1 protein-coding gene is annotated in these 2,119 nt (G+C 38.2%); it reads right to left on the bottom strand.

The features are described 5' to 3' along the window. The coding region (locus tag IL45_RS14560) for a DUF7507 domain-containing protein (protein WP_200875763.1) at positions 1–2,119 on the bottom strand (2,119 nt) is incomplete at both ends.

The raw sequence follows: 2,119 nt of genomic DNA, 5'->3' as shown, positions 1-2,119 counted from the left end.
ATCGTTTGGTGTTAACGGTGTGATCGTTGGATCATTCGTCGTATCACCATCCATATCGTTATCCTCATCAGCTGGATTCTCACTATCTGACGTATCGCTTACTGGTCCGTCAATAGTAGTTCCCATTGCTATCGCAGTATTGGTAACACCACCGTTGTCAATATCCATTTGAGTGAACACGTATGATGAAGTTGCAGTACCTGACATTCCTGGATCAATAGGGTCTGGTGTAACAAGGAGTCCTGTTACGCCAATTGTAGTATCATCAATAACGGTTCCTGAAACAACTAAATTACCTGTATTGTTAACAGTAAACGTATAGTCAATTCTATCACCAACATTTATAACACCATCCATATTCACATCTACATATAAACCAACTTTAGTTAATTCAATTTCAGAAAGTGGAGTTATCACAAATACTGTAGGGTCCTCTGCATCACCATCCATATCAGTATCAAGATCGGCAGGATCTGCTGGATCATCAGAAACATCAGTTACAGGTGGTAACGGATCTCCGTTACTATCAATAGTATCACCAGTCACAATTGCTGAGTTGGTAACATTTCCTGCATCAACATCTGCCTGTGTGATCATATACATAGAAGTTGCTGTACCAATTTGACCAGGATTCAAATTTGCTGGCGTCACTGGTAAATTTGTAACTCCTATAACTGTATCATCTATAGTAAGATTAGATACAACTGTATTTCCTGTATTTGTAACCGTAAACGTGTAAGTTAACATGTCTCCAGCGTCTACAACTCCATTTCCATTTGTATCTGTATATGAATCTGCTTTCGCGAAAGCGAGATTAGGTTCACTTAAATCAATAACCGTTCTATCATCAGGCTCACCATCACCATTAGGATCAATATTTGCCCCATCCATAGGATCATCTGAAGTATCAGTAACTGGATTATCTTGAGGATCATCTCCCGTAACCGTTGCACTGTTATCGATCTGTCCTGCAGCAATATCAAAAGCTGTTATAGGATAAATTATTTGTGAAGTCCCCATAGCTCCAGGAGCTAAAGTATCAGGTGTTAAAGCAAGCGCAACAACTCCAATAACAGCATCGTCAATTACTATGCTATCAATTGTCGCATCTCCTGTATTAGTTACCTCAAAGTCATAAGTAACCGTATCTCCTAAATTAACGATACCATCACCGTTTACATCTGTATAGAGAGCCGTTTTAGTTAAAGACATACTATCTTCAACTGGAAGAGTTGTAGTTGTATCATCATCTGGAGCACCTGTTTCATCAGCAGGATTACCTGAATCAGAAATATCACTTACCGGATCACCTATTGAATCAAAACCAGAAGCTGTAGCTGTGTTTACAACTGTACCATTATCAATATCAGCCTGTGTAAGAGTATAATCAAATGTTGCTACACCCATTTCACTTGGGTTTAGAATTGCTGGAGAAACAGCGAGATTAACCGCACCTACAGTTGCATCATTAACAACTAATGAATTTACTTGAATCGTACCAGAATTAGTCACAGTGAATGTATATGTAATCATATCATTTACATCAACCATTCCGTTCATATTAACATCAACATATACTCCGGTTTTAACTAGAGTAATTTCAGCCGTAGGAGTTAATGGTGTTATAGTTGGATCATTTGTTAAATCACCATCCATATCATTGTCTTCATCAATTGGATTTGCAGAATCAGACACATCTGATAACGGATCACCTGAACCATCATCTGTTGCATTTACTATTGCACTGTTAGTAACTCCACCTAAATTAATATCAGGCTGAGTTAAAGCATAAGTATAATTCACTGTAGCAACACTACCTGGAAGCAACGGATCTGGAGTAACAGCTAATGCCATAGCTCCAATAGTTGCATCATCAATTGTTAAACCACTAAGAACTGTGTTTCCTGTATTAGTAACTGTAAACGTATATAATATAGAGTCACCTAGGTTTACTAAACCATCCATATTTGTATCCTCATATACACCATCTTTAACTAAGACCATTGCAGGATCAAACACTTCAAGGTAGTTAGGTGTGCCATCCATATCATCATCATCGTTGGTTGGATCACCATCACCATCAGTATCTTCTACAGGATTATCAGTTAGGAAACCATCG

The sequence above is a fragment of the Nonlabens ulvanivorans genome, from assembly GCF_000732625.1.
GTDB lineage: Bacteria > Bacteroidota > Bacteroidia > Flavobacteriales > Flavobacteriaceae > Nonlabens > Nonlabens ulvanivorans.
This window is presented reverse-complemented; position numbering and strand designations above follow the sequence as displayed.